22 protein-coding genes are annotated in these 25,119 nt (G+C 56.9%); 2 read left to right on the forward strand and 20 right to left on the reverse strand.

The window, feature by feature from the left end; all coding sequences use genetic code 11:
- Positions 1 to 219: 219 nt before the first annotated feature.
- From M504_RS07535 to M504_RS07580, 10 genes are all read right to left on the reverse strand, one after another.
- Positions 220 to 1,194: a hypothetical protein gene (locus M504_RS07535; protein WP_047489719.1), complete on the reverse strand. Its 975-nt coding sequence runs from the start codon at positions 1,192 to 1,194 to the stop codon at positions 220 to 222.
- Entirely contained in the window at positions 1,191 to 1,808 is a 618-nt protein-coding gene (locus M504_RS07540; protein WP_047489722.1) for a hypothetical protein, read from the reverse strand. Before M504_RS07540 ends, M504_RS07535 begins: the two co-directional genes overlap by 4 nt.
- Positions 1,805 to 2,446 (reverse strand): hypothetical protein, encoded by a 642-nt coding sequence (locus M504_RS07545; RefSeq protein WP_047489727.1) that lies wholly within the window; start codon positions 2,444 to 2,446, stop codon positions 1,805 to 1,807. The genes M504_RS07540 and M504_RS07545 overlap by 4 nt, the downstream gene beginning before the upstream one ends.
- Positions 2,443 to 3,174 (reverse strand): fimbrial assembly protein, encoded by a 732-nt coding sequence (locus tag M504_RS07550; RefSeq protein WP_052200505.1) that lies wholly within the window; start codon positions 3,172 to 3,174, stop codon positions 2,443 to 2,445. The genes M504_RS07545 and M504_RS07550 overlap by 4 nt, the downstream gene beginning before the upstream one ends.
- A gap of 1 nt (position 3,175) precedes the next feature.
- Positions 3,176 to 4,225, reverse strand: coding sequence for a hypothetical protein (locus M504_RS07555; protein ID WP_047489730.1), 1,050 nt, complete (start codon positions 4,223 to 4,225; stop codon positions 3,176 to 3,178).
- A gap of 97 nt (positions 4,226 to 4,322) precedes the next feature.
- On the reverse strand, positions 4,323 to 5,255 hold the full coding sequence (locus M504_RS07560; protein WP_047489733.1) for a VOC family protein: 933 nt from the start codon (positions 5,253 to 5,255) through the stop codon (positions 4,323 to 4,325).
- An 82-nt stretch (positions 5,256 to 5,337) separates the two neighbouring features.
- Entirely contained in the window at positions 5,338 to 6,969 is a 1,632-nt protein-coding gene (locus M504_RS07565; RefSeq protein WP_047489735.1) for a GspE/PulE family protein, read from the reverse strand.
- Between the two features lie 35 nt (positions 6,970 to 7,004).
- A complete protein-coding gene (locus M504_RS07570) occupies positions 7,005 to 8,225 on the reverse strand; it encodes a type II secretion system F family protein (protein ID WP_047489738.1) in 1,221 nt (406 codons plus the stop codon).
- Positions 8,226 to 8,368: 143 nt separating this feature from the next.
- Entirely contained in the window at positions 8,369 to 8,749 is a 381-nt protein-coding gene (locus M504_RS07575; RefSeq protein WP_047489742.1) for an iron-sulfur cluster assembly accessory protein, read from the reverse strand.
- A 189-nt stretch (positions 8,750 to 8,938) separates the two neighbouring features.
- Positions 8,939 to 12,466, reverse strand: a complete 3,528-nt coding sequence (locus M504_RS07580; RefSeq protein WP_232296202.1) for a TonB-dependent receptor — start codon at positions 12,464 to 12,466, stop codon at positions 8,939 to 8,941.
- 172 nt (positions 12,467 to 12,638) lie between these two features.
- Between M504_RS07580 and M504_RS22030 the strand changes: the two genes are divergently transcribed.
- Positions 12,639 to 12,842: a hypothetical protein gene (locus M504_RS22030; RefSeq protein ID WP_156993604.1), complete on the forward strand. Its 204-nt coding sequence runs from the start codon at positions 12,639 to 12,641 to the stop codon at positions 12,840 to 12,842.
- A gap of 302 nt (positions 12,843 to 13,144) precedes the next feature.
- Here M504_RS22030 and M504_RS07585 read toward each other — a convergent pair whose 3' ends face one another.
- The 10 genes from M504_RS07585 to rplM all read right to left on the reverse strand — a co-directional run bounded on the left by M504_RS07585 (position 13,145) and on the right by rplM (position 23,381).
- Positions 13,145 to 13,633, reverse strand: coding sequence for a Rid family hydrolase (locus tag M504_RS07585; protein ID WP_047489748.1), 489 nt, complete (start codon positions 13,631 to 13,633; stop codon positions 13,145 to 13,147).
- Positions 13,634 to 13,707: 74 nt separating this feature from the next.
- Entirely contained in the window at positions 13,708 to 15,303 is a 1,596-nt protein-coding gene (locus M504_RS07590) for an FAD-dependent oxidoreductase (protein ID WP_047489751.1), read from the reverse strand.
- A 239-nt stretch (positions 15,304 to 15,542) separates the two neighbouring features.
- Entirely contained in the window at positions 15,543 to 16,694 is a 1,152-nt protein-coding gene (locus tag M504_RS07595; RefSeq protein WP_047489753.1) for an acyltransferase, read from the reverse strand.
- On the reverse strand, positions 16,694 to 17,398 hold the full coding sequence (gene pyrH, locus M504_RS07600; RefSeq protein WP_047489755.1) for a UMP kinase: 705 nt from the start codon (positions 17,396 to 17,398) through the stop codon (positions 16,694 to 16,696). Before pyrH ends, M504_RS07595 begins: the two co-directional genes overlap by 1 nt.
- 127 nt (positions 17,399 to 17,525) lie before the next feature.
- Entirely contained in the window at positions 17,526 to 19,247 is a 1,722-nt protein-coding gene (locus M504_RS07605) for an ATP-dependent DNA helicase RecQ (protein WP_047489758.1), read from the reverse strand.
- A 101-nt stretch (positions 19,248 to 19,348) separates the two neighbouring features.
- Positions 19,349 to 20,548, reverse strand: a complete 1,200-nt coding sequence (locus M504_RS07610; protein WP_047489762.1) for an RtcB family protein — start codon at positions 20,546 to 20,548, stop codon at positions 19,349 to 19,351.
- Between the two features lie 154 nt (positions 20,549 to 20,702).
- Entirely contained in the window at positions 20,703 to 21,365 is a 663-nt protein-coding gene (gene tsf / locus M504_RS07615; protein WP_084214191.1) for a translation elongation factor Ts, read from the reverse strand.
- Positions 21,366 to 21,458: 93 nt separating this feature from the next.
- Positions 21,459 to 22,379: a 30S ribosomal protein S2 gene (gene rpsB / locus M504_RS07620; protein WP_047489765.1), complete on the reverse strand. Its 921-nt coding sequence runs from the start codon at positions 22,377 to 22,379 to the stop codon at positions 21,459 to 21,461.
- Between the two features lie 147 nt (positions 22,380 to 22,526).
- On the reverse strand, positions 22,527 to 22,922 hold the full coding sequence (gene rpsI, locus M504_RS07625; RefSeq protein WP_047489768.1) for a 30S ribosomal protein S9: 396 nt from the start codon (positions 22,920 to 22,922) through the stop codon (positions 22,527 to 22,529).
- A 27-nt stretch (positions 22,923 to 22,949) separates the two neighbouring features.
- Positions 22,950 to 23,381 carry a 50S ribosomal protein L13 gene (rplM, locus tag M504_RS07630; protein WP_047489770.1) on the reverse strand — a complete coding sequence of 144 codons (432 nt, stop codon included), beginning with the start codon at positions 23,379 to 23,381 and terminating at the stop codon, positions 22,950 to 22,952.
- 555 nt (positions 23,382 to 23,936) lie between these two features.
- Here rplM and M504_RS07635 point away from each other — a divergent pair.
- Positions 23,937 to 25,118: an acyltransferase gene (locus M504_RS07635; protein ID WP_047489772.1), complete on the forward strand. Its 1,182-nt coding sequence runs from the start codon at positions 23,937 to 23,939 to the stop codon at positions 25,116 to 25,118.
- The last annotated feature ends 1 nt before the right edge of the window (position 25,119 follow it).

Here is a 25,119-nt window from a genome sequence, read left to right on the forward strand (position 1 = left end):
ATTTCCTGCTCAAACTTAGTATGACGCCGTCTACCTCAGGCACGTCCAGAATCACATGTGAGTGACTTGCTGTCAATGTATATGATGTCGTAAACCACCTTTTGGTCGCATTTTGCCTCTCCCACCCAAAAATCAGCAAGAAAACGGTACGAACCCAGGTTCGGGAGGCAAAAAAGCCGACATCGCTGCCGACTGCAAAGTTTTTCGATGCTGAAGGCTCTACTGGGGGGTTGTGCCAGTAGAAGGAGTTCCGGTTGTCGGAGCCGAAGTAGACGGCGTGCCGCTGGAAGAGTTGGGATCGGTCCCGGTTGGGCTACCCGGAGTTGTCGTTCCCGGAGGTGACCCAACCCCATTGCCGAAACTGCCAAACGATCCGTTCCCGTTAGCGGCTGGAGTTCCGCCGAAGATGCTCACCCTGGCCTTCAGCAGCTCCACACGAGGATCGTAGAGAAACTCCCAGTCCTCGATGTTTTCGGATCCGTTCCACTCCACCAGCCCGTGGCCTTTTCCGTTGCTGCCAACGCCGATGATGGCGCCCTTGCTGCCCTGAAATGACGTGGCATTGTTGCCACCGAGCGTGGAAGTAACGTCCGTCTGGGAACCGTTCTGCGTACCCGATCCGCCGGTACTTCCCGTTGTCCCGGTAGCTCCGCTCGTGCCTCCGGTCGCACCGTTCGTGGGATTCGAAGTTCCCAATCCGCCTGTTGCGGTTGGATTGCCCGACGCGGAATTTCCGCCCAGGTTCGAGACCATGCCAGCGGCGCTGCCCAGATTGCCTGCAGGCATGCCCTGCAGCGGTTCGCCAAAGAAGCCCTTGACTTCTGTTTTAGCTTCGCCAAAGTGGATCAGACGATAGTCACCACCCGTAATCGGGTCTTTGTATTCCTGCCGCAGATAATGCGCGTTTGTGGAGGTGCCACCCAGGCTCATGCCGCCGCCCGGTCCCTTCCCCAAAAGCTCGTCGATCGACGTGGGATAACGAGTGTTTTTCTTATAGAAAAGCTGGATAGCCCGGACATACTCCTGGGCGCGGTGTTCCGATTCCACTTCGCGGTCGCGTTCCAGTTGCTTCGCCACACGCGGCGCAGCCACACCCAACACCAGCAGCAGCAAGAAGCACACCACCACCAACCCCAACAGGAGATACCCTTCCTCTCCTTCTGAGTGCTTGCGGACTGGTTTCTGCGTGGTCATTGCATGATGAGTGGAAGGCGCTGCGTGTTGTTGTTGGTCAGGTCCGTGACTTCGACGTCGTGCGCGGATACTTCCCCAATTTTGTAGCGGCGGCTGACGATATCGCCCTTCCCTGCGATGAAGACGTCCTCGCCCTGCAGCAGGAAAGCCTGGCGTACACCGTCTGTGCGTGTCGCATTGCCAAAATACCGCAGATTGATGGGCGGTGGAGGCGGCGGTCCCGTATTGACCGGGGCCTGCGGAACATAGCGCGGTGAGGCGATTGGTTTCGGGATCGCCGCCTGGGCCGTCTCAGATGGCGTTCCCGGAGGCGCAAAGATGTTCCGGCCCTTCCCGGCGTAGACCAGCGACTCCGTCAGCAGCATTCCTTCGGGGTGCAATGTGGGATCCAGCTTTGACGGCGTGACGCGCGCCGTGGCCTGCGCCGCCGGACTTACAGCATTCGTCGAAACAGGAGGAGCGGTCTGCACCACGGCTGGAGGCGGAGCGGATGGCGCTTCATTGTTGCTGCCACCGACAAAGGTGTACACCAGAGACCCCACGGCAAACAGCCCGAAGGCTCCCGCAACAATCAGCTTCTTCTTATCCTCAGTGCCCACCTTCATAGCGCTCATGGCCGCGCTCCTGCGGTGGTTTGCGCCGTGGCATACGCGGGCATGGGTTCGCGGATATACGTTCCAATGCGAAGCTGCAGATTCACCAAACCACCCTGCGCGCCCGTCAGTGCCAGGTTCTCAATCAGGAAGAAGCTCTTGCTGCGCTCCATGGCATTGATGAAGTGCGCCACGGAGACATAGTCGCCAGTCACGGCACCATCAATGCGCAGTTCCGTCACGCCATCCGTGGACACGGCCTGCACATACGACGCGCGGCTCCAGCGAACATTCGTCTCCTTCGCCAGCGTGCCAATCGCCGCAGCCACATCGGAGTACGCATAAGGCAGTCGATCCGTATAAAACTTCTGTGCTTCCGTATCCGAAGCCTGCAGCTTGGAATCCACGCCGCGCAGTTTTTCTGCAGCAAGATTTGCCGCGGCCACGCGCGACTGCTCCACGACGATGGCCTCGCTGCCTTGGACTCCGGTGCTGCCACTGACCATGTACAGCCGCACACCCAGATAAAGGCAGAGCAGTACCAACACACCAGCCACGACGAGATGCGCATTCACCGGCGTGGCGATCTTGCGCATGCGTTCGCGCTGCGCATCGTTCAGGTTCACACCCGGCACTGTAATTCCGGAAGGCAGCTTCATGGCTTCTTCACCTCCGGCTTGGTCTTGGCCGCGGTCTTGTCGTCGGCCTCATCGTCGTCCTTCTCTGCGGTCTTTTCACGAACACGCGGCTGCAGCGGGTTATAGCCGGAGACAATCTCAAATTCCACACCGGAGATAGCTGGCAGACCGTTCACGCCGGTCACCACCGCAGCAGGTTGCGGCAATCCGTTCGCTCCCATCGTCGAAGCGTTCCGCTGCGCTGTCTGCTGCGCTTCGCCCGCCAGACGCGGCGCGATGAACCGATGTGACTTCTCCAGATTGCGCACCAGTTGCACCGTATTCTCACGCTGCCCAAGAACACGCATGCGGATCGTCACTTCACCCGACGGCGCCAGTACCGGCTCAATGGACGACACCTGCACACCCTCGGGCAGCACGTCCTCCAGATCCATCAGCACTGCCGTCCACGAAAAACTCTTGCGCTGAAACAACGTGTTCAGGAACTGATTACGGCTCAACGTGGCGGCGTTCACTGGCTGCCGCAAACGAGCTTCATTCGCATTGCGCTCTCTCTGCAGCTTCTGCTCCTGCGTCTGCAGTGCCTTCAGTTCTTTCTGCTGCTGCCGCGCCTTCGACGACTGCGAATACAGCCAAACGCCCAACGCAAGCGCCAGCACTGCAAGTGCTCCAATGGCAATGCGAAGCTGCTTCAGCAGCCGATCCAGCTCTATATAAGGCCGGGTTGCGAGATTAATCGAGACGCGCACGTTAGCCTTTCAGCGCTCCTCGTAAACCCGCCAGCAGTCCGTGGGCGATTGGTGTAGCCGACAACAAATCTGCCGACGTCAGCACCTCTTCCGCGCGCAAACCGGTCTCGGCCAGCATCGCTTCCAACGCTGCAGGCGACAGCGTCCCAGCCGTCAATACAGTCTCCGGCGCAACATTCAACGAATCTTCAAAATAAGCCGCGGCCACACTTACAGCCTGAAGCAATTCCAACTCCACACGCGACGGATCGTCAGTCCTGGCCAGCACACTCGCCTGCACCATCTCTGCCACGGCCACTTCGCTTGCCTCGCCCTGCATCAGCTCGTCATGAATCGCCACGTTCGCGGGTTCCTGAGACACGATGGCAGCCGCTTCGGCCATGGCGTCCGTCTTCAACTCCAGCGTACGGTGCAGCAGAATCTCTCCCCGGCGCAGAATGGCCGTCGTCACGGCATATTCGCTGCCGTTCACCAGCAAGGACGCGGACTGCGCAACATCGTCAATCGCCGCCGCAACGGCAAGCGTGCTGGGCAACACGGCACCCGGCTCAAACCCCGCCTCGCGCACCACGGACTCATACTCCGCCAGCACCTCGTTCGGAATAGCCACCACCAGAACCTGCAGGACCATCGAATACCGGCTCATCACCTGCCAGCTCACCTGCGCCAGCTCCGGGTTGAACGGCAGCAGCTTGGCCAGCCGGAAACGCATCACAGCCAGCGCCTCTTCTGCCTTCGAAGGCAGCTCGTCAAAATCCAGCAACAGTACGCGCACAGCAGTATCCGGCACGATCACCGTCACATCGCGCCCTTTGCTCACTTGTACGGCGTTCAACACCTTGCGTAGCGCCGCAATCACTGCAATGCGGTCCACCACGTTGCCCACCCTTAGCGACGGCACCAGCGCGCCAACCGGCAGCGTAGCCGAGGCAACCTGCGCCAGCAGTCCCGCGGTATCCGGAGACGAGGCCGCATACACGCCCTCAGGGCGAACCTCTACGGCCACGCGGGGGCGCACCTGCATCGTCGATTTCGGAAGAACGGAAGGCATACTTCGGAGCTAATCCAGACTACATGCTTGAGACGGGATTTGCGCCCGTCCGATAGCACGGACACGACCTAAGCAGTCCCATGATGGGAGATTTCAATCACTTGGGAGGCCAGGGTGCCGTCGAAGGCGGCGTGACTGTCCCGTCAATCGTTGTTGGTTCCATCAACTCGGTCCGCGTTCCATCAGCGTCAAACAGGTTCGATTGCCGTTTGCGATTCTTACCCACGTGGTCATCTTCCAGTGGATGCTTATACGTCGCGGCATAGGGCCTGGTCTTCAGCTTCGCCACCGCTTCCGGCACGCTCGGTACCACCAGGCAGATGTGATGCGCACCTCCGCGCTTTGTGGGCTCAGGCGCATCTTTGTACAGCATGAATTCCACATAATCCGTGCTGTCCGGCATCTTCAGGTTGATCCATGAAAGCACCTTGCCGTCCGACGATCCACGCCACGTCTCCGTAAACCCGAGCACCTGCGTGTAAAAGCGATACTCCGGATCCAGATCCGTCACGATAAGTCCGGTATGCGTCATATGCGTCGAAATACGCTCCGGCCCAAGATGCTTGCCAAAGTCCTGCACAGTCTTGCCCTGCGGCATGTACTGCACAAACTCCACCTGATGCCCTGCAGGATCGACGATCTTGAACGCCACGTTGCCAATGCGTCCCTGCGTCACTTCTTTCGGCACCACCACACCCTTCGCCGCCAGATAACGACGCATCGCCTCAGCATCATTCGTCTCAAACGAAACATCACCAAAACGATCGGTACCGGCTCCCTTCTCAGGAGTCAGTTCCACAAATTGGCGATCGTTGATCTTGAAAAACGTGAACGCGAGCTTGCCTTCGCTCATCCACGCATTCACCTCTTCAAGCCCAAGCCAGTCGCGATAAAACGCACGCGACGCATCAATTTCATGCGAGGCATACGCCACATGCGCAATGCCCATGATCTTCGGCCGTTGCTGCGCCTGCGCAACAACCGCTCCAACCGTTAGAAGAGAAACAAGAATTCGCAAGCCAAGCCGCATCGTTCGCCCTCGTACGCTGCGCAGAAATATCACGCAGCGAAGCGGCACCAGCATAGTACGAATCAATCAAAAGATGCGCGGCTCAGCGACCGCTTTCGATGAACGTCACCTTATTGATCTCATGAAGCGTGGTCACGCCAGCGCGCACGCGTTCCAGTGCGGAGTCGCGCAGGAAGTGCATGCCTTTCGCCGCAGCCTTACGACGAATCTCGCTGCCGGGCTTCTTCTCCAGCAGCATTTCGCGCACTTCATCATCCAGTTCCAGCAACTCGTGAATGGCCGAACGACCGCGATATCCCGTACCACCGCACTCAATGCAGCCAGTGCCTTCGCGGAATTGAAACCCGCGCCATTCTTCGGGATTCAAGCCGTTCTCCACCAGTTCTTCATCGCTATACGTACGATGCGTCGCACAGAAATCGCAAATCTGTCGCACCAGCCGCTGCGCCAGAATGCAGTTCAAAGCCGACACAAAGTTGTAAGGCTCAACGCCCATGTTCAGGAATCGACCCAACACATCGACAACGTTATTCGCGTGAACGGTAGTGAATACAAGATGGCCCGTCAGCGCAGAGTTGATAGCAATCTGCGCCGTCTCCGCATCACGAATCTCACCCACAAGAATCTTGTCCGGGTCATGACGCAGAATCGAACGCAGACCGCGCGCAAACGTCAGGCCCTTTTTCTCATTTACCGGAATTTGCGTAATGCCGCGAATCTGGTATTCGACCGGATCTTCAATCGTGATGATCTTGTCTTCTTCACTCTTGATCTCGTTCAACGCTGCATACAACGTTGTCGTCTTACCGGAACCAGTCGGCCCCGTAACAAGCACCATGCCGTAAGGCTCTTTGATGTAACGACGGAAACGCTCCAGATCATGCGCGCCAAAGCCCACAACATCCAGCGAGAGCTTCTTGAACTTCTCGCTCATCGACTCTTTATCCAGCACACGCAGCACGGCATTTTCGCCATGCACCGTGGGCATAATCGACACACGGAAGTCGATTAGACGCCCCTTGTAACGCACACGGAAACGACCGTCCTGCGGCACGCGGCGCTCAGCGATATCCAGCTCGCTCATAACCTTGATACGCGAAAGAATCGTCTGATGATGTTCACGCGCGATGGGCGCCATCGCCTGTTGCAACACGCCATCAATGCGGTACTTCACCAGCAGTGAATCGTCGTATGTTTCAAGGTGAATATCCGAAGCGCGCCGTTCCAACGCGGAGAAGATCGTCGTATCCACCAGTCGAATAATCGGTGAGATATCGTCTTCACTCGTTAGTCGTTCAATGGAAATATTCTCGTCTGGATTGTCTTCCGCAGACAGAACGTCAAACGTAAGACCTTCCGTTGCCTCTTCCAGAACACGCTGCGACTGTTCCGTCTTTTTCAGCAGATCGGTAATCTGCGACAGCGTGGCCACACGCGTCAGCAACCGCTGCCCAAGCAAGCCAGAGATTTCATCCAGCACCATCAGTCGCGAAGGATCGCTGACAGCGATAACGAGTCGATCCTGCAACTGTTCCAATGGAATGAAGTTGTAGCGGAACATCAGTTCCACCGGCACAGACTTCACCAGTTCATGCTGAATCTTGAAGTCGCGCAGATCAACGAATTCGCAGTGATAGCGCCGCGCCATCAACTGCGCGCGCTCTGTCTCGTTCAGTTCCGGATTCGCAATGGGGATTGCAAGAGGAGATGCCATAAGTTCGTTTGAACTCCTAAAACCTTAGGTAAGACTTACTGCCCTGCTCCGGGCTGACCACTTGCCGCGCCCGCGCCAAGCTGAAGAATCGGCAGGTAAAGCGAAATCAAAATCACAGCCACCACAATGCCCATGAAGATCAGCAGCGTGGGCTCAATCAAACTCAACAACGCGGCAGTGGATGTATCCACATCCTCTTCAAAGAAGCCGCCAACAGAGTTCAGCATCGCGGGCAACGCACCGGTGGATTCACCCACTTCAATCATCTCCAGCGCAAGCTCCGGGAACACGCGCGTGGATTCCAGCGAACGGCTCAAGCCCTGCCCTTCGCGCACCTGCGTGACAGATGCGAAGACCGCATTCGAAACCTGGCGCGACGAGATCGATCGCGCCGCAGTTTCAAGTGAAGGCACTAGCGGCAAACCGCCCGTCAACAGCGTGGAAAGAGTACGCGCAAACAACCCTACCTGATACTTCAACCAGATCGTGCCAATCAACGGAATCGACAAACGCACACGATCAATCGCCGTTGCGCCCGCATCCGTCTTTGACCAGCGATACACCAGGAATGCCGTCAGCAGCACAAACGGCAACACGTACAAACCATACTTCTGCGAAGCGTTACCCACATCCAGCAGGAACACCGTAATCTTCGGCAACGGTGCATTCAACTGGTCATACAACTGCGCAAACCGTGGCACCACAAACGAAATCAAGAAAATGAACAGGCCCACCACAAGCGTGATCAACAACGTGGGATACACCAGCGCACTCTTCAGCTTCTTCGTCACCGTCAGCGACACGCGCTGAAAGTCCACATAACGCTGCAACACTTCCGCCAGGTTGCCGGAACGTTCGCCAGCAAGCAGTGTGGTGGTGAAAATCAGCGGAAAGCCACCCTGCGCATCGAACGCACCGGAAAGCGACTCGCCCGTTTTAATGCGCGCGGCCACATTCACCAGCTGCGCCTTAAAATTCTCGTCACGTTGCCGACGCGCCAGTAGCTCCAGCGATCCGGGAATAGGCAAACCCGCTTTGATCAACGTGACAAACTGCTGGTTGAACACCAGAAACGGCTGCAGCTTCACCTTTTTCTGTGTCGATCCACCCGCAAGAGCGCCCTTCGGCTTTACGGAATAGACGAGGTAGCCGGCCTGCAAAAAGCGCGCACGCAACTCTTCCGCGCTGGCGGCAGGATGGGTCTGTTCCTGCACGCGACCGCGTTCGTCTGCGAGTTTAACTACATATTCCGTCATCGGATGGTCTGCACAATTTTAGACGGCTACGGCGACCAAACGTGGATGGCGCACAATTTCTTCAACATAGCCAACAGAAAGGCCCGCTTGCGCGGGCCTTTTTGGAACTGGTGCTGCAGGTTCGCAGCATAACTTCTGAAAATTTAGACCGAGAACGACGATCCGCAGCCGCAGGTGCTCTTCACTTGGGGGTTCTCGAACTTAAAGCCAGCAGCTTCAAGCGTCTCGACATAATCCACGGTGCAGCCATTTAGGTACATGGCGCTGGTGGCGTCCACAAAAACCTTCAGGTCTTCAAAACGGACAACCTTGTCCATCATGCCCTGCTGGTTCTCAAAGCTCATGGAGTACTGGAAGCCGGAGCATCCGCCACCGACCACACCAATGCGCAGACCAGCCGGGAGCGGATCCTGGGTGGCCATAATCTCCTTCACCTTGGCGATGGCGGAGGGCGTCAGCGCAACGGGCTGGGTCGTCGGGGCCGGGCCTGTGACTACTTCGGGTGTGGGAGCGGCAGTTGCCATGGTGGTTGTCTCCTTCAAAACTTCAATCTCTAGTGTAAGCCCCCGGCAATCTCCGATCAAGCCGGTCGCTATTTGATCTTCAATACTAGATGCTCCAGAGCCAGGGAAGTTGCGGTCTGGAAGGGAAATCAAAAAGAAAGGCCGCAGCACAAGGCTACGGCCCCGAGGCAGTTACACCCTTTTTTGGCGTTAGAACGAGATCCTGCCGCCAAGCGAGATGAGGCGCGGGAAGTTGATGGCCGAGGTGTTCACCGAGCCGAACGATGCATTCCCGTACTTCAAACCATTGGAGTTCAGTGCGAACAGCGGGGTATTTGTCAGGTTAAGCATTTCCGCCTGGAACCGGAAGTGTACCCGCTCCGTCTGAAAGTCTTTGAACACAGACATATCCACATTGCGAGAGCCCGGTGCACGGCAGGCGCTGCTGGTGCGGGACAGGTTGCCGAACTGGCCGTTACCTGGCTGCGGGGTAGCGAATGCAGCGGGGTTAAAGAACGTGGTCAGGCGCGATTGCGTCGAACCGGACGTGCACAGCGGAACCCCGTAAAGAACATTCGGACGCTGCGTCGCCGTTCCAAGGATGGAAGAGTTCAGGTTCGTGTTGTTCTGGATCGGCACCGGGCCGCCCGATTGACCGACGAAGGTTGCGTTCGCGCTCCATCCACCAACAATCAGGTCAAGCCAACGGTTGTTGTTCAGGAACGCGCGTCCCTTGCCGAAGGGCAGTTCGCCCGTGCCACCGAAGGTAAAGCGGTGCGGGATGTCGTTGATGGCCAGCGAGTACTCGCCGCCGGGGCCGTTGATGTTGTAGAAGTTCTGCGGTCCGTTAGCACCCACGTTCAGGTTGCTGCCCTGCGCGAATACGCTGTCCATATTCTTGGACCACGTATATCCAGCCGTCAGAGAGAAGCCGTGCGAGAACCGCTTGCGTGTATTCATGATCAGCGATTCATAGTTGGACTTTGAGACGCTGGGCTGAATGTTCACTGCGCTGAACTGCGCGAATGGACGGCAGAGCTGATTGTTAGCAATCTTTGCTGCCGCAATCACACCCGCACCACCCTTGCCGGAATAAGGATTGGTGCTGCTATCCGTGAGGAATGTGCTGCTGCCCGTGTTGGCTGGGCATGCACCCTGTCCGTACGGAATTGCACCCGGGTTGATCTGATCGATGTTGTAAGTACCACCATTGCTTGGCAACAGGTTGCGGCCATGCGATGCAACATAGCCCAGTTCTCCAGACATACCGAACGCAAACTCACGCTGCACATCCAGTGACCATTGCTGGATCAATGGCATGCGACGATCCTGATCAATCGTCGTGAGGCTGGTGCCAATACCCTGAGAGAGGCCAAGGCTGTTACCAGAGGGCTGCGTCAAACCTCCCGGAAACGGATTGCTCAGCGAGTTAGCAGGGGTACGGTTGCTGTCGTTCGATGCAACATAGGTCGACGTTGCAGCGTAGCCAGGAGCAAGGCTGGCGCTGGTGGAGTAAAAGAGCGGAGCGTAGAAGACACCAAAGCCGCCGCGTACCACCGTCTTTTCATCCAGCGCATACGCCGCACCGATACGAGGTGAGAGATTGATGGAGTGATTGCTGCAGCAGTGGTCGCTGTATCCGGCTTGTCCGGCGTATTCAATCGCACCCTTGGTCGTAACTCCTGCGGTCGTCTGCAGCGGGCTGGTGATGTTGCGATCGAAGCCAACCGCATAGTGATTGCTGCGCTCATGAATACCCGGCTCAAGCTCATAGCGAAGACCTGCATTGATCGTGAGCTTGTTCGTTAAGCGGATATCGTCCTGGAAGTAGACGGCGTTGTATTTCACGTTCAGCGCAAGCGGTGTTACAACCTGCACAGAGCCGCTTGTGGGATAGCCGAGCAGAAGGTCTGCAACATCCGCACCGCCAGAGCGCGTGCCAGCCAACGGATTCTGCGATGTGAACGTGTTCTGGAAGGTATAGCTTCCGTTTCCGGTACTTACGTTAGTAAAGTCCACGGAGATAGTGCGGAAGTTATAACCAGCCTTCACGGAATGCCGTCCGAGGCTCTTCGCTACAGCGACCACAATGTTGCGTGAATAAAATACCGCGGGTCCGGAGTTATTCGTTCCAAAGGACGCTGCAGATTGCATGGTGATGGCTGGGAACGCTTTCTTCTGCAAGCTATTCGCATAGCTGGAGGGAAATCCTAGCTGCGTCTGGTCATAGTTGGAAGTTAAGTCCAGCGTGTTATTCGGGAAGCGATTCTGTCCATACGACACGGTCAGGATCGTCGTAGGGTTCAGCGTGATTACGTTGTTCTGATTGAACGCATCCACCTTACGGTAGAGCAGGTAAGCAGTCGTACCGCCTGCAAACGATCCCAGTGGGTTACCACCTGGCTCCTTCGATCCATAGTGAAGGTAAGAAGCATTAGCCAACCACCACTTAGTCATCTGGTGATCAACCTTTGCAATGAACTCATCCGCGCGATCACCCAAGAGATCGGTTGGCTGAAAGTTCGTAGCGCCATAAGCAGCGGACGAGTTACAACCCGCGGCGCATGTGGGTAGTGCGGTGAGCAGGTTCTTTCCCACTGTGTTGATGCGGTTCGACGGAATGACATTGCCCGCGAAGGCGGTACGAATACCAGTGGTGGGATCCGTGGTCAGCGGATCATAGATACAAAGGCCACTGGTACAAACACCATTCGACACAGTACCGCGTGCAGAGAAATCACCAGCCTTTTCCGCCGCAGTCGGAAGATAGTAGTTAGCTCCCAGGGGAGAACGCTGACGATAGCCTTCTTCTGTCACCCAGAAGAATGTCTTGTCTTTCCAGATAGGACCGCCGAGAGAACCTTCGTAGCTATACTGCGCAATATTCGGACGAGGCGCACCTGTACGATTGTTGATCCATGTATTCGCAGACCAGTTCGTTTGACGCGTGGATCCGTATAGGTTGCCGTGCAACGCATTGGTTCCGGATTTCAGAAGAGTATTGAATACGCCGCCACCAGTGCGCCCTGCTTCTGCGTCATAGGTGTTCGTTTGCGTTTTCATTTCCTGCACGGATTCCACAGACGGGATAATCACCGCGCGATTGGAGAAATCCGTCACCGGAACACCATCGATCAGATAGTTATTCATGTTGACCGGCCCGCCGGCGATCGAAATCGCGGATGATCCTGACTGATCCTGAAAACGATTGAAGCGTGGATCGCCAACTGCCGTCACATTGTTGTTGAGCTTGGTAAGAAGAAATGGATTGCGTCCCAGATTCGGCAGGTCAACCAGTTTCTGCGAGTCAAAGACCTGGCCGTTCTGCGCAGTTGCCGTATCAATGGTCGGCGCTGCGCTGGTTACTTCAACCACCACACCAGAGCTTCCCACTGTCAGCGGAACGTCCAGGGCTAAGGTCTGCTGTGTGGCAACCACCACGCCCTTCTGCGTGTAGGTTGTAAAACCGTTTGCGGAAACAGAGAGGTCAAATGTTCCAGGATCAACCGCGTTAAAAACATATTCGCCAGCGCCTGTCGTCACAGTCTTACGCGTGATCTTGGTTCCCGTATCTGTCAGCGTAATTTCAGCATTCGGAATTGCAGCTCCGCTGGGATCTTTCACCAGACCTTTCAATGTGCCGTAGTACGACTGTGCATGTCCGGGTACAGCCGCAGCCAACAGCACAACGGGAGCGAGTGCGAACGGTCGGGAGAAATGAAAATGTCTGAACATCATGGGCCTCCTGCTAAGTACGGCAAATGGGTATAGCTGTTCGTTGCCCGCAGCGCTCTGGTGCGCCGGGACAGGTATGGTTATGCGTTCTCACGCGACAAGCACATGAGGATGCAACAATGCGGCCACGTCGCGTTCCGTTGCGACGCGTAACAAAGAATGAATTAGCTACTCGGTGCTGCTGGTACAGCTCGTCACCCCGAAGGCGTTTGCGTTCGGCGTGCCTGCTATGCAATATCCGGAGATTGATCCGGGGTTGCGATCGTTGTTGCAGGTACTCGGTGTTACTTCAGGTGAAGCAAAGCGGGCGGTACGTCTTGCAAAAGGTGCTGCGGGACTGCGAAGGTTCCACCCTTATCAGGGGTGCGTCTTCAAGTAGTTCAGCTAGCTGTGCATCAAGTTCCCACTTAGGACAAGTGGTGAAGAAGAAGCACGTTGGTTGTGTTTGGTTGAACTGATATTACGGAGAGGTCAATAACGTGTCAACGAAGAAATGATGGTTGAGAAGGAAAACTAACTATTTTTCTTCCCATCAATAAGATGCATGCACCATTCCCACAACAAATCACACACAAAATACAAAGAGCGCAAAGCCTCCACGGAGACGTTGCGCTCTTTGCCTACTACTTTTCGTATATCACCGGCCTGATATATCAAGGCTTGTGATTACGGTTAGTTTTCTTACTTACCTTTTACTGCGATCACTTCGATCTCTAACAGATATCCAGGCGCCACAAGATTCGCTACCTGGAAGGCGGAACGAGCTGGCTTATTGGGCTGCTCCTTCGTCCCGAAGAACTGCGTGAAGCTTGCCTGCAGACCGGGGAAATCGATCTTACCCAGCTTGGGATCAGCAGCCAGAAACACAGTTGCCTTCACAACATCCTTCATATCCAGGCCCTGCTCCTGCAAAATCTTCTGGATCTTCGTCAGAATGTCGAAGGTCTGCTGCTTGGTATCGCCAAAGACCGCGGGTGTTCCCTTTGCTGCATCAGCGGGCGTGATGGGCGTAGCAAGCTGACCGCTCACGTACAGCGTGTCACCCGCCCAAACAGCAGTAGCAATGGGCGACTTCTCGGTCTGGATGTGCTTCACCGTTACCTGTGCGTGGCTGGAAACAACAGCGGCGGTAGCCAGTACACCGGCCAGAATCGTGCTCTTCAACTTCATGGGAATGCTCCTTCTGTGATCGTTGCAAAAGACAAAGGGGGAAGGCTCATCGCCTTCCCCCGAACGTTATCGGTTTACGCTTCCACGATGCTGAAGTCACCAGCCATCCGTGCAGACTTCACGCGCTCGCTGATCATCTCGGCCGCGCGGCGACCAGACTGCGAAGCGCCTTCCTGCCAGCCCACAACGTGCGTCGTGTGATCGCCCGCAAAGAAGATGGGGCCATCTGGCTGAATCAGCGTGTTGTAACCAGCATCACCGCCGCCGTAGCTGCGAATCCACGAGCCTTCGTTATAAGGAATATGGCGCCACATGCAGATGATCGGCTTCGTCAACTCCTGGCTGTGGCCGGGGTGAACCTTCTCAAGTTGCTTCTTCGCCGTGGCAAACTTCTCTTCCAGCGTCAGCTTCTCCCATCCCCAGTTCAACTCGTCCTCATAGCCCGTGCACAGAATGCCCTTATCTGACATCAGGTTCGCCGATGGATACCAGATCACCGTCGTCGGTCCGGGTGCACGGAAAGTCAGGCCACCGTAGATGTTGTATTCCTTCTCCCAGAAGCGGTTCGACTCCCAAGCCAGCTTGTAGCTGTTTGCATAGGTCGCCCCGTCAATCGCAGTCTTGTACGGCGCAGAGAGATCGTTCTTCATCTTCTTGATGATCGGCAGCGGCATGGCATTCACCATGTAGTCGGCCTTGATCACCTGCTCCTTGCCGTTCTGCATGTAGGTGACTTCCACACCTTTGTTCGCGCCCGTGCGCTTGAACGACGTCACAGGAGCGTTGTAGATGATCGTCTTGGTTTTATCCAACTCACGTGCGAAGGCATACGGAATGCGGTCCATGCCGCCCACCGGCTGCATCATCGTTGCCTGCCAGTCCCATGCCTCTTCATACAAAATGCCCGACCAGAAATTCGCATCCAGTAGCGAGTGCATGTCCAACGGCTCTTCAATCTGCATGGTCTGCGAACCGGCGCCGGGATACTGCTTAATGCCAGCGCGATCAGAACCGTGATACTTACCGTCAAAGCCCAGCGGACCATAGGTGCGCAGGAAGCTCAACATACGATCCTTGTCTTCCTTAGTCAGATCAGTGTCGAGCGCGCCACCCTTGATGGACTTGGCAAGCAATTCACTCACGTGACCGCGCGCATCGTTCAAGGCCTTGCGCTGCACGACTGGCTTGCCGCCATAGACTGCGTCATTCTGCAGAAGGCTCGAGCGCGATGTGTTGATCTCCACCTCGAGCGGCACATTCAGTTCGCGGCAATAGCCCAGGATGGTGGTGTGAACCGAAGGCAGTCGGCCGGGACCGAGGTTCTGATAATGCCCCGGCTCCCACGTACACTGCTGCTTCGTTCCATCAATAAATTCAACGCTGGTGCCGTTGCGCGCGCTCCAGTTACGTCCACCGGGTCGGCTGCGCGCTTCCAGCAAAGTTACCTTGTAGCCCAGCTTGCGCAGTTCGTACGCGGTCACCAGTCCGGCGACACCGCCCCCCGCAATCACCACACTGACACCCTTGCCAACGCCAGCCTGAGCCTCAATCGGCTTCACCACCTGAGCCTTCATCGGCATAACGCCGAGAGCCTGCATGGTGGCAAACGTTGCGGAATAACCGCCGGCCTGGCCGACGCGCATAAGGAAGTTACGACGGGTCATCGACATCGAAGAAATGGCTCCTTCTTCTGCTGTGCCGGAAAATTCCGGCGGTTACAAACAGCGACAGGAAATCAAAACGCGAATGTGCGTTACGAGCACGCGCACCACACGCGGTCCCCTGAATGAATTGTGAAAGGATTGCAACATCAGTATGCCAGACAATTTCCGCAGGCGAAATGGAAAACCTGCGGAATGCGCAAATCGATGAAAGCTGCCGCGCCGGTCCAGACGATTAGGATGCCGAACTAACCGAGAGGAGTGCTGACCTCTACCGGCGGCTTCGGCTCGCGATACACCCACCGGCTCAGCAGATATTTCTGCGCGGGATGCTCCACCAGCTTGAATGCCGCATACGCAAAGCAAAGGATGAATGCGTAGCTGATCCACGGATCATACTTCGCCACGCCCAGACGCTCCGGCAAATGGTGATCGTGAATGAACAGAAACGTATTAAAGTGCAGCAGATACAGGCACAGACTCGCACGCCCGAATGCCGCAATCGGTCCCCATCCCAGAATCCGCGAAACCCAGTGATCGCCGGTCAAACCCCAAACCAGTAGTGCGAATACCGGCGTCAGCATACCGCCATGCAACATCACGTAAGGCAAGCGCGGCACCAGCAGATAGAACGCGGCAAGAGCAGCACCACCCGACAACAACGTCAGGCCCAGCTTCACACGATCACTCAGTTCCACCATCGCATGCAGGCGACCCAGCGTAATTCCCGCCAGGAAAATCGGCACAAACGGCAGCGGAGTGTACTTCAGCGCGCGCAGCCAATAGCCCGACGAGTAGCGATCAATGTTGTACAGACCATCGGGATTCAGAACCGTATAGATCGTCGGCAGCAGCAACTCCCACAGCCAGAACACACCAAACAGAGCCAGCAGCTTGCCCGTCGAGCGCGGCCAGAACTTCATGCGGATGATGTGCGGAAACGCCAGATACAACATGGCTTCCGTAGCCAGTGTCCACGCCACTGTATTCCAGAACGTGGCCAGCGTCGGGCTCCAACCCTGCAACAACAGCGGTGTCAGCACCACACCGCGCACAAACTCGCTCAGCGGACGGATCTTCCATTCCGCATGCAGCATTTCCAGCGATATCAACAAGGACAGCAGATACACCGGATACAAGCGCGACAGCCGAGCCGCGTAAAACTTGCCCGGCTTCAGCGTATCCGCGCGATGCGCATAGTTGTACGCCAGCACGAATCCGCTGATCAGCAGGAAGAAGCTGATGTACGTAAACCCTGCATTGATCACGGGCTTCACAAACTCCGGCAGCGGAGGCGTGAAGTGAAAGAACATGATGCCGATGGCAAGAAACGTCCGGATGCCGGTCAATCCGGGCAATGGCGGTTTCTTCTGCGGAGCAACCGCGGTCACTTCCGCCATTACGACGTCACAAGCGTTCCGAGTTTTTCGCCACCAACCACACGCACAATGTTGCCCTCTTCACGCATGGAGAAGATCACCATCGGCATATTGTTGTCGTTGCAAAGCGACACCGCCGACGTATCCATCACACGCAGGCCCATCTTGATGATGTCCATATACGTGATCGTCGTGAACATCGTCGCGTCGGGGTCCTTCTTCGGATCAGCGCTGTAGATACCTTCCACCGAAGTCGCCTTCAGCAGCACATCCGCACGAATCTCCATGGCACGCAGCGCAGCTGCGGTATCGGTGGAGAAATACGGATTACCCGTACCCGCGCCAAAGATCACAACGCGTCCCTTTTCCAGGTGACGGATCGCACGACGGCGAATGTAGGGCTCGGCCACTTCATGCATCTCAATCGCGCTCATCACGCGGCACTGGATGCCCAGCTTTTCAATCGCGTCCTGCATGGCAATTCCGTTGATCACGGTGGACAACATGCCCATGTGGTCAGCCGCAACGCGGTCCATATGAATGGCCTGTTCCGCTACGCCACGGAAGAAGTTGCCACCACCCACCACAACGGCCACCTGGCAGCCGCTACTGGCAAGCTGCACAATCTCCGAAGCCACACGGCTTACGAAGATGGCGTCGATACCAAAGCCCCGGCCCGCAGCCAGTGCCTCACCTGAAATCTTGAGAAGAACGCGTTTATACATCACCGCTCCCCAGTATCGCACGGTCGTTACGGTTCCCCGAAGGCCCAGAAGACCGAATACCCGCCATCAACCTCGGTTTACACGACACCGAAAATAAGCTGGCCCGAAGCCCTCCTGATATCACCCTTCAGGCGTTCTTTAGGAACGAATCCTTCAGCCGCTTGCACCCACCATCCTCAAACTGCACCATCACCGTGTCGCCCACCACGTCCCGCACACGGCCGCGGCCAAACCGCTTGTGCCGAACCACCACTCCCTCCTGAAACTTCACCGGAACAACCTGCGGCAAGGTCTCAGGAGCCGTCGTCAGAATCGGCCCATTCAGCGTCTCAATCCGAGTCACGCCCTCGTCCTGGCTCGCTCCATGCAGCGCGACCTCCGGCTCATGCATCTCCCACGCACGATTCACGCAGTTATCGCACTTGCCGCACAACGCGCCCTCATCTTCGTTGAAATAGCGGCGTATCACCTGCATGCGGCAGTGCACCGTCTCCGCATATTGCATCATCTCGTCCAGCCGCGAACGATCGGCACCGGAGCGTTCGATATACCCCGCGAGCAACATCTCCACATGCGCATCCGTAATGGGCTCCGCATGCCGCAACACATACCCAGCGCGCACTCGTCGCACGATCTTCATCTCACGCAGCAGATAGAGGATCACTTCAGCCCGACGCTTCCCAATCCCTGCACGTTCCGGCAACGACGCAGCATTCACCGCGTCCGTCGCAGAAAGCGTCTCCAACACAGCCCGCAACTCCTCGGCCCGCGGATACCGCCCCGCCGCAAAGAAGCTCTGAATCCGACGATCCTCCAGCCGATACAGCAACACCGCCTGCGCCGAATCACCATCGCGCCCCGCGCGCCCTGCCTCCTGGTAATAGCTCTCCAGCGAATCCGGAAACTCGTAATGAAATACAAACCGAATATTCGGCTTATCAATTCCCAGCCCAAACGCCTTCGTCGCCACCATAACGCGGCAGGTGTCGTTCATGAACTCAGCCTGCGCACGCTCGCGTTCACGAGCCGTCATCTTGCCGTGATACTTCCCACTGGCAATCCCCGATTCTTTGAATCGCTCATACAGTTCGTTAGCCGAACGAACTGATGCTGTGTACACAATGCCCGTGCCATCCAGGTTCGCCAGCATCTGCATCAACCGCGCCAGCTTCGCATCATTGTTCACCGTGGGATGCACCGCAAGAAACAGATTCGTGCGATCACTACCGGCATTAATCAACACCGCATCTTTCGCGTTCAACTGCTCCAGGATTTCGTGGATCACATCTTCCGTCGCAGTTGCAGTCAACGCCAGCACCGGAGGATTCCCCAGCGCCTCACGCGCATATCGCAACCCCAGATACGCCGGACGAAAATCATGTCCCCACTGCGCAATCGTGTGCGCCTCATCCACCACAAACAACGACACACCCGCCTGCTTCAATTCCGCAAGAAACTCCGGATTCTCCAATCGCTCCGGCGTGACATACAACAGCTTCGGAATCCCCGCAGCCAACGCTTCGTCCGCTTCCTCACGTTGATGTTTTGTAAGCGTCGAATCGATCTTGCTGACTTCAATCGAAGCCCCTTCCGCCTTCAGCTTCTGATCCTGCATCAGAGCAATCAAAGGCGAAACCACAACCACCGTATGCGGCAACAACAAAGCAGGCAACTGATACGTCAGCGACTTACCCGCCCCTGTCGGCATAATCGCGAGCACACTGCGCCCACGCATCACCGCCTCCAGCGTCTCCCGCTGTGCGCTACGAAACTTCGCAATGCCAAAGCGAGCCTTAGCCTCCCGCTTCAACAAATCCCAGGGCACGGTTTCTTCAACAAGCTTCTTCATAGCCAGACGAAATTAGGATGCAATTCTTACCGCAACAGCCTGCTGTATATCCGATACCGAACGCAAGCAGAAAGGCCCGGCATTCACCGGGCCTTCTGCATTTAGTCCTTGTAGGGGTCGAACTCGTTCGCTCCTGCCATCGCCACTCCCACAGGAGTCAGCGTGTGCAGAACGCGAACCGTCTCACCCTGCTCCGCCAATACCTCCGGCAGACGCTTGTAGCAGTGAGGCGACTCATCCAATCCACCGCCGCGCAGCACGACGTTGGACTGGCGCAGCCAGTCGTTCATCATCTCCGGCTTCACCAGACCTTCGCGCTTGCACGCGCCGGTCTTGCGATCGTAGACACCCGCTGCCTGCTTCCTTCCCATCACACGGCCTGCGCCGTGCACGGTAGAAAACATCGCCGCACGCTGCGCTTCACGAGTCTCTGCATCGACAGCTTCAGTTCCCTCCAAAATCACGGACACCTCACCCATCGTGCCACCCACGAATCCACGCTGGCCGGGGAACGCAGGAGTAGCACCCTTACGACACACCCACAGCATGCGACCGTCGTGCTCTTCGTTCCAGGCAAAGTTGTGATGGTTGTGCACCTCCTCCATCACCTCCGCACCCAACAGACGAGCCACACGAGCGCACACCCAGTCACGGCCTGCATACGCGTACTCACCGCCCAACTGCATCGCGGCAATGTACTGCGCACCCAGATCGCTCTGCACATCCAGCCACACAGGATCAACCATCATGCCATCCTTCGCTCCCGCCGCCTTGAGGAACCACGTCGCAATACCGTGTCCCAAACCACGCGATCCGAAGTGAACGCCAACCCACACGCGGTCCTGCTCATCCGTGAACAGATCCACATAGTGGTTGCCGGAACCAATGGTGCCCAACTGCGCTTCTGCTTTACGCTTCAGCGGCGCAGCAGCTTCTGTATCCCATCCGGGATGCGCGTTCCGCCCCAGCAGAGCATGTTCGTTGGCCTCGTTGTTCTTCCGTCCCACACCGAACGACAGCGTGTTCCAGATGTCGTCCATAATGCAGTGGATGTTCGCGCGCAACTCGCTGCCGGGCATATCCAATCGCACAGCCTTGTTGCCGCAAGCGATATCAAATCCCACTGCCGTAGGTGAAATTCGCGACTCCGCCGCGATCACTCCGCCAATAGGAACACCGTAGCCCAGGTGTCCGTCTGCCATCAGCGCAAAGCGTTCCGCGCTCTGGGCGCAAGCCTTCGCCTGTTCCAGCGTGTTGTCTTCATGCACTCCCCATACGGGGATGTTGTCGATGTACTTCATCTTCCTCGTCTTTCCTTTCTAATCACGCCGCACGGCTGTTCCTCGCACATGCGCAATCGGGGTTGGGTTGCGTCCGCGGCGCTCCTCGCGTTGTACGCAAAAGAAAGAGCCCGGGCTGTCGCCCGGGCTCGTTGGTACCGATCTGGAGTGAGGCTTATGCCTGCGGCTCCTCGGAAACTACAACCTTTGCCTGAGCAAACGTTGCGTTCGGCTCGCCGATCTTGAATCGGGCGAAACGACGCACCGTGATGTTCTCGCCCATCTTGCCAACCTGCGTGGCAATGATTTGGGCAACAGTCTGCGACTGTTCCTTGATGAACGGCTGATCGAGCAAGCAAACTTCCTCGTAGAACTTGCCCATCTTGCCTTCGAGCATCTTCTCGATAATGTTTGCAGGCTTGCCGCTTGCAGCAGCCTGTGCGCGGTAGATTTCCTTCTCGCGCTCGATGTCTGCCTCGGTCACTTCATCACGGCCGATGAAGCGCGGATCAACAGCAGCAATGTGCATTGCGATATCGCGCAGCAGATCCTGGAAGCCATCGGTACGAGCCACGAAGTCACTCTCGCAAGCCAGTTCCACCATCACGCCGATCTTGCCGCCAGCGTGAATGTAGGTGCCCACAGCGCCTTCGTTTGCAGCACGCGAAGCCTTCTTCGCAGCCGACGCCATGCCGCGCTTACGCAGCACAACGAATGCATTTTCCATATCGCCAGCGGCCTCCTGAAGCGCCTTCAGGCAATCGCCCATCGGAGCGCCGCTCTTCTCGCGGAGTTCCTTCACCAGCTTTGCATCAATCTTCACGGTCTCGGTAGCCATCGTGTTTGTATCCTTTACTGTTTTGAAACAATCACTGCACACACAAAGAGCGTGGCGGCAGCCACGCTCTCCGTGTAAATCATTCGGAGAAGCTTACGCGCCTGCTTCCGCTGCCACCGGCTCATCAGCATCGGTGTCAGACGTCGGCTGCTTGCGGATACCGCCGCCCAGAGCTGCGTTGAGATCAACCGTCTCTTCTTCAGCTTCCTCAGCAGCAGTCGTTGCAACAGGGTTGGACTCCTGCGATTCCTCGTCCTCAAGGCCAACGAAGTGCGACTCGGTTGCAACCGGCGTCACATCGGCGTACTCGCTGGCGATCGACTTGTCGCCGATCATCTGCACACCCTCGAAGGCCGAATCGGCAATCTTCGTGGTGAACAGGCGAATGGCGCGCAGAGCGTCATCGTTGCCCGGGATCACGTAGTCCACAACGGTCGGATCGCAGTTCGTGTCCACAACAGCCACAACAGGAATGCCCAGCTTGCGAGCTTCCGAAACGGCAATCGCTTCGTTGTTGCTGTCGATCACGAAGATCGCGTCCGGCAGGCGGCGCATGTTCTTGATACCGGCCAGGTTCGTGTGCAGAGCCTTACGCTCGCGCTCCAGGCGGATAACTTCCTTCTTCGTCATCAGCTCAAAGCGGCCGTCCACTGCCATCTCGTCCAGCTCAGCAAGACGCTTTACGCTCTTCTGGCAGGTAACCCAGTTGGTCAGCAGACCACCGAGCCAGCGGCTGTTGATGTACGGCATGCCAGCGCGGTTCGCTTCTTCAGCAACTGCATCCTGTGCCTGGCGCTTGGTGCCTACGAACAGGATCACCTTACCGGTCGAGGTCAGGTCGGTGACGAACTTCGACGCTTCCTTGAACATCTTCAGCGTCTTCTGCAGGTCGATGATGTAAATGCCGTTACGTTCGCCGAAGATATATTCCTTCATCTTCGGGTTCCAACGCTTGGTCTGGTGGCCGAAGTGTACGCCGGCTTCCAGCAGTTCCTTCATTGTGATCGATGCCATTATCGGCTCCTTGTATGCGGCATCCCGACGGATCAGGCCGGGATTAATCCCGTTCGTCTGGGAGATTGAACTCCTGAGGGTTTTACTGCAAGGCGGCGGATGATCATACAAACCATCCGCCGCAGGACTTGAGCCAGACCCCAGCGACTAGCGCTTGGAGAACTGGAAGCGCTTGCGGGCGCCCTTCTGACCGTACTTCTTACGCTCCTTGATACGAGCGTCGCGGGTCAGCAGGCCGTCTGCCTTGAGCGTCTTGCGGAGTTCAATGTTGAACTCAAGCAGGGCGCGGGCAATGCCCATCTTCACAGCGTCAGACTGAGCGGTCACGCCGCCGCCCTTCACCGTGGTGATGACGTCAAACTGGCCTTCCACCTGAGCGGTCTTCAGCGTGCGGACTGCAGCAGCGCGCTGCTGTTCCGTCACAAAGTAAACCTTCAGTTCCTTGCCATTAACCGTGAAGCCACCGTTGCCGGGGCGGAGAAATACACGTGCAATCGCCGACTTGCGGCGGCCCGTTCCGTAGTACTGCACCAGATCTGCCATATCTCTTCTCTATCCTTCGCGAACGGGTTACGCCACTACCAGTGGCTGGGGCTGCTGAGCATCGTGCGGGTGCTTGTCACCCTTGTAGACCTTCAGCTTGGTCGCCATCTGGCGGCCCAGCTTGCTCTTCGGCAGCATGCCCTTGATGGCCTGCTCCACAATCGCTTCCGGCTTACGAGCCAGCAGCTTCGTGAACTCTTCTTCACGCAGACCGCCCGGGAAACCCGTGTAACGGCGATACAGCTTCTGCTGCGACTTCAGACCCGTCAGTACAATCTTCTCGGCGTTGATCACAATGACGTGATCGCCGGTGTCAATGTACGGGGTGTACTGTGTGTTGTTCTTGCCGCTGAGAACGCGCGCGGCACCGCTGGCCAGACGGCCCAGGGTCTTTCCGCTGGCGTCCACAACGAACCACTTACGGTTCAAATCCTTCGAACTGGGTACAAACGTCGACATCGAGTCTTCCTTCGTTACTGCAAATTTCGTAAATCTAACTACAACTCAACCAATGTCTCGTGCACACGCAAAGAACCCCTCTCGGGGCTATTTCCGCTGAATGCGAGTGGGTGCTGTGCCGGAACTGAAACTCTTCGCCCGCCGCAGCCCGAATTGCTCCAGGCCACCTGCTCCGAAGACCCCAACGGCTCACTCAAGAGCCGACGTCCGCAGGATCCACCGCGTCACCGCCTCCGCATCCCCAAAAGCCCAAATACGGCCTCAGGCATGCAGACGCAAGTCTGCGCGAGTTCCTAGAATATCCGGTATCCGAACAGGAGTCAACATCGATACTCCCTGAAACTTGGCTGAAATTTTAGCGGTTTCTGGCGACCGGATCACAAACGGCTTTTGCGCCATGCGGTCCTACGCTCCTCTATATATCACCGGCAGAACACAACACCGCCGGCATTTGCCCGGGATTTCGAATCATGCAACCATGCAGCTTAGAAGACCTTCTTTCCCAAAGCCAACCGCTGAAAGCCAGCACACAGCCGCAGAGGAATAGCCGCACGCATGAGTCAAGAGAAGACAAACACTGGCGAGATTGCCCGCCAGCACGATCTGGATGCTCTTACGGGCCTGCGGTTTTTCGCAGCACTTTCTGTTTTTGCGGCGCACTTCTTTGTCTACGAGCTTTGGTTTGCACACCCCAGTCCGGCTATCTCCTCCATTCGCAATGGATTCACCGACTCGGTCTACGTCTTCTTTGTCCTGTCGGGCTTCATCCTGACGATTGCCTACGAGCGGATGGAATCCAGCGCACCCGACTGGGATGCGCGTAAGAAATTCTGGATTGCGCGGTTTGCGCGCATGTACCCGGTCTATCTACTGGCATTCGCCTGGTTTGCGCCGTTTATCTTGCACCATCGGTTTCTGACTGAACCCACAGGGCTGGCAACACGTAAGGCAGTGGGGTCAGGCCTGGCATCAGTCTTCCTCGTCCAGTCATGGATCAGTGACCGCTTTGCCGTGTCGTGGAATGGTCCCGCATGGACACTATCTATTGAGACCGGGTTTTATCTCATGTTCCCGTGGTTGCTGCGGGGCATCGTGCGCCTTGGCACGGCTGGCCTTGTCGCACTTGGAGCAGTCATGTGCCTGCTCGCGGGATGGGCCTATGGCCTTCCCCCTATCCTCGATAACCATGCCCGCAATCCAGTCACAATGTTGCCCGTGTTTGTTCTGGGTATCATTGCCGCACGACTCTATCTCCGGTGGCATTCACTTCCACAGGCGCGTTTCGCCATACTTCTACCCATCCCCGCCGTCCTGTACCTCACGGTTGCCAATGCACAGTGGCTTCCGTCCGGCGTTCTTCCCAACACCGCCAAGTTCTTGAGCATCGTGTGCCTGATCTACGGTTTGGCAAGCAGGGGATGGCCAAGCCGCCTGCTTAGCAGGCCCATCATGGTGCTGTTGGGAGAAGCAAGCTATTCCTTCTACCTGCTCCAGCTTGCCGTGTATTACTCCGTGCTCTGGGTCTGGCTGCGCTTCTCTTCGCGAGACCTCTTGACCGTAACCCCGGGCGAGGCACCGCAGCAGCACTGGTGGGGTTTCCTTCTTCTACTTGCAATCAATCAGGCAGTGGCTCTGCTGGCGTTCATCTACATCGAACGCCCGCTTCGCATCACGTTGCGCAACCGCCTGGGAATTCGCTTCGTGAAAAAGCCCTTACCGCGACCGGCCGTCATGTAGT

It is taken from the genome of Terriglobus sp. TAA 43 (assembly GCF_000800015.1).
Lineage (GTDB): Bacteria > Acidobacteriota > Terriglobia > Terriglobales > Acidobacteriaceae > Terriglobus.